General features: G+C 59.0%; 3 protein-coding genes. All 3 read left to right on the top strand.

Annotated features, from left to right (window positions below; all coding sequences use genetic code 11):
- Positions 1–258 precede the first annotated feature (258 nt).
- From CCR96_RS13535 to CCR96_RS13525, 3 genes are read left to right on the top strand one after another with little or no spacing between them, the layout of a single operon-like run.
- Entirely contained in the window at positions 259–849 is a 591-nt protein-coding gene (locus tag CCR96_RS13535) for an asparagine synthase-related protein (protein WP_201220656.1), read from the top strand.
- Between the two features lie 28 nt (positions 850–877).
- Entirely contained in the window at positions 878–2,071 is a 1,194-nt protein-coding gene (locus CCR96_RS13530) for an RNA-binding domain-containing protein (protein WP_201220655.1), read from the top strand.
- Positions 2,068–3,069 carry a ParA family protein gene (locus CCR96_RS13525; protein ID WP_201220654.1) on the top strand — a complete coding sequence of 334 codons (1,002 nt, stop codon included), beginning with the start codon at positions 2,068–2,070 and terminating at the stop codon, positions 3,067–3,069. The genes CCR96_RS13530 and CCR96_RS13525 overlap by 4 nt, the downstream gene beginning before the upstream one ends.
- The last annotated feature ends 243 nt before the right edge of the window (positions 3,070–3,312 follow it).

Raw genomic sequence — 3,312 nt, 5'->3', positions numbered from 1 at the left:
TTTTGACGTGATCCGAACCGCATTGCGGGCATAGCACTGAGATCTCGGCCATACAATAACCTTATAAAAAGCAAATATCGATATTATTCTACAGATTTTACGGATAAACCACGTCTAGAGCACTACCGCTGGATCAATCACATCCTGGGCGACACGGCGGCAGGCGTTGTGCGGCGTGCCGCGCATCTGCCTTGGACCGAAGCGGAGCGGGCGGCGCGCATGTTGGCGGCACTGGGTGCTTGACCGCGTGTCTATGGTCTGCTGCGCAATCTCTGGGACAGGCCGGATTTACGACGCCTGATCTACGGGCCACGCCTGCTGGATGCGAAACTGCCTGATCCCTGGGAAAGACTGGAGGCGACCTGGCCGGAGGATTCTGATCCAGTCACGGCAGCGGCTCGATTTGAGTGGCGGGAGAAGATGGTCAACGACTTGCTTTGGCAGGAGGATCGGGTCAGCATGGCACGCGGGCTTGAGGTGCGGGTGCCCTTTGTTGATCAGCCGCTGGCCGGCGTCGTTGGTCAATGGGGGCGGCAGGCGCTGATGCCCGATGGGCAGCTCAAGGGCTTGCTGCGCGAGGTCTTGCAGCCGGTGCTACCGGTGTTGATCCTGAGTCGCCCGAAGAGCGGCTTCCAAGTCAATGCACCAGCGTTTTTTCATCAGCAACTCAAACCCTTAGCCAAAGTCTGGTTAAGTGACGCGCGCCTGCGGGAAACGGGGCTATTTAATCCGGTCTTCGTCCAGCGTGTGCTGGCGTACCGACCAGGCAAGGCGACCCGCTGGCATTATTTCATGCTTTATTTCATGCTGATGAGCCAGCTTTGGCTGGACGAATTTGAACGGGCTTAAACGCCGCTGTTTTTTTGGACTCGATCAAATGAACAATGCCGATTGGTTTCGTGCCGAGACAGAGCGTATCGAATGGAAGCGTTCTCCTCAGGACAGTGACGGCATTTTGCGGGCTGCCTGCGCGCTGGCAAATGACCTTGGCGGTAGCGGCGAAGCAGGTCGGCTGGTGATCGGCTTGGACAAGGATGGCACATGTCGCGGGATTGACGTGCGGCAGCTCGATCAGATCCAGCAGGATCTGGCGAACCGGCTGCGCTCGACCAAGATCCAGCCGACACCGAGCTTCGACATCGCCGTTGTTGAGGAGGAGGATAAGGCTGCGATTTTGCTGGTGATTACAGTCATTCCCTACCCCGTCCCGCCGGTGGTGATGGTGGATGGCGTGGCTTGGGTGCGCCAGGGCAGTTCGACACGCCGCGCCACCCAAGCCGATCTGGCGCGCCTGAACGAGCGACGACCCGAGCACAGCCAGCCCTTCGATCTGCGTCCCATGAGCGCCTCGACACTGCAGGATCTTAACCTGAGCTTGCTGCGCGCCAAATATGAAGCCGAGCGGATGGATGATCTCGACGAGGAGACCTTTCCCAGCCTTGAGCAGTGGCTTACCCAACGCCAGCTTGGGCGTCCCGTGGCCGGAGTCTGGCGCCCGAACTCGGCAGGACTGCTGCTGTTTGGGGTGAATCCTCAGTCCTGGCTGCCGGGTGCCAAGGTGGAGTTTGTCCGCTATGCGGGGCACGACATCGACAGCGAGGTCGTAGCGCGCAAGACGGTCACCGGAACTCTGGCGGATCAGTTGGAAGGGGTCTGGGCGCAGATGAGCGCGCATTTGGCCTCGGTACCCGAGCAAGGGGAAAACCAGGGCATCATCGAACGCTATCTGCCAGAATATCCCATGGAGGCATTGAAAGAATTGGCGCGTAATCTGGTGCAGCACCGCAGCTATGAGGGAACCCACGCCCCCGGACGCATCGAGTGGTTTCGTACCCATATTGAATTTTCTAATCCCGGCGGCCCTTTCGGACGCGCCAGCGAGGGTGAGTTTGGCGCGCATTCCGATTACCGCAATCCTGTGATCACCGCTGGTTTGGTGGACATGGGCTATGTGCAACAACTCGGTCGGGGCATTCGCCGCGTGCGACTGCTGCTGGAGCGGAACGGCAATCCGCCCCTGGAGATCGAAACCGATGGCTTCACGCGGCTGATCCTGCACGCTCGGTCATGAAATCGCTCGTCTTCTTCAACAACAAGGGCGGCGTTGGCAAAACCACCCTCACCTTCAACATCGCCCATGTTCTGGCGGGTCGTGGGGTGCGGGTTGTTGTGCTCGATTTTGATCCACAGTGCAATATCTCCGCGATTTTTCTCGACGAAGTCCGCCTGTTCGAGATCTGGGAGCAGGGTAACACCAACGCGACTGTGACCGGCTGCCTGGAGCCCGTGCGTCGCGGCAAGGGCGACGTACTCCCGCCTGACCTGGAGCGCGTCGCCGATGGACTTTGGCTGCTGCCGGGACATCTCGCGCTCAGCCGTTTCGAGCAGACCTTGGCCGAGGAGTTTGCCAAAACGCTGTCCGTTGATAATGAGCGCGCATTGGATGTGACAACATCGCTTGATCTGTTGTCAAACCTCGCCGCCGAGCAGGTCGGTGCGGATATCATGATTATGGATCTCGGTCCGAGTCTGGGCGCCTTGAACCGGGCGGCCTTGCTGGCCTGTGATCATCTGGTGCTGCCGGTGGCGCCAGATCTGTTTAGCCTCCAGGGATTGCGCAATGTCGGGCCGACCTTGCGCGAATGGCGACGTGATTGGGGGACGGTGCGCGAGCGAGGTCTGGCTGGCAAGCCTCAAGAGACCTTGCCCCCCCATGATTTCCTGCCGCTCGGTTATTTGGTTCAGCAGCATCTGGCGCGCGCGGATCGACCTGTCGCGGGCTATGCCCGCTGGGCGCAGGCGATTCCCGCCGAGTACTGCCGCTCGGTTCTTGCCGAAGTGCCTGACGAAACCACCCTGTCCTTTGAGCAGGATGCGCACTGCCTCGCGCTCATTCCACACTATGCCAGTTTAATCCCCATTGCCCAGCAGGCGCGCAAGCCGATTTTCAATCTCAAACAGGCCGATGGGATTGGTGGGGGACAGATTCAGGCCGTGGCACGCTGCCGGGACACTTTCAATCAGATCGGCGAGACGCTGTTGGCTCGCCTCGGGATCGACCATCCCTAGCAAGTGAATGACACCTCGAATAGATTGCACTCTGCACCAATGCTAGCCACCCGCCAAGCCACTGAAGCTTTAGACCGTACCCTAGCCTGGAGTGCTGCCCAGGGCTATCGAGGCTGGGTAGTGCTCTAGACGTGGTTTATCCGTAAAATCTGTAGAATAATATCGATATTTGCTTTTTATAAGGTTATTGTATGGCCGAGATCTCAGTGCTATGCCCGCAATGCGGTTCGGATCACGTCAAAA

It is taken from the genome of Halochromatium roseum (assembly GCF_016653315.1).
In the GTDB taxonomy this organism is placed as follows: domain Bacteria; phylum Pseudomonadota; class Gammaproteobacteria; order Chromatiales; family Chromatiaceae; genus Lamprobacter; species Lamprobacter roseus.
This window is presented reverse-complemented; position numbering and strand designations above follow the sequence as displayed.

What these genes read in the sequence shown, in the direction of transcription:
- CCR96_RS13530 (WP_201220655.1), top strand. Translation starts at nt 878, where the DNA reads ATGAACAATGCCGATTGGTTTCGTGCCGAGACAGAGCGTATCGAATGG.
- CCR96_RS13525 (WP_201220654.1), top strand. Translation starts at nt 2,068, where the DNA reads ATGAAATCGCTCGTCTTCTTCAACAACAAGGGCGGCGTTGGCAAAACC.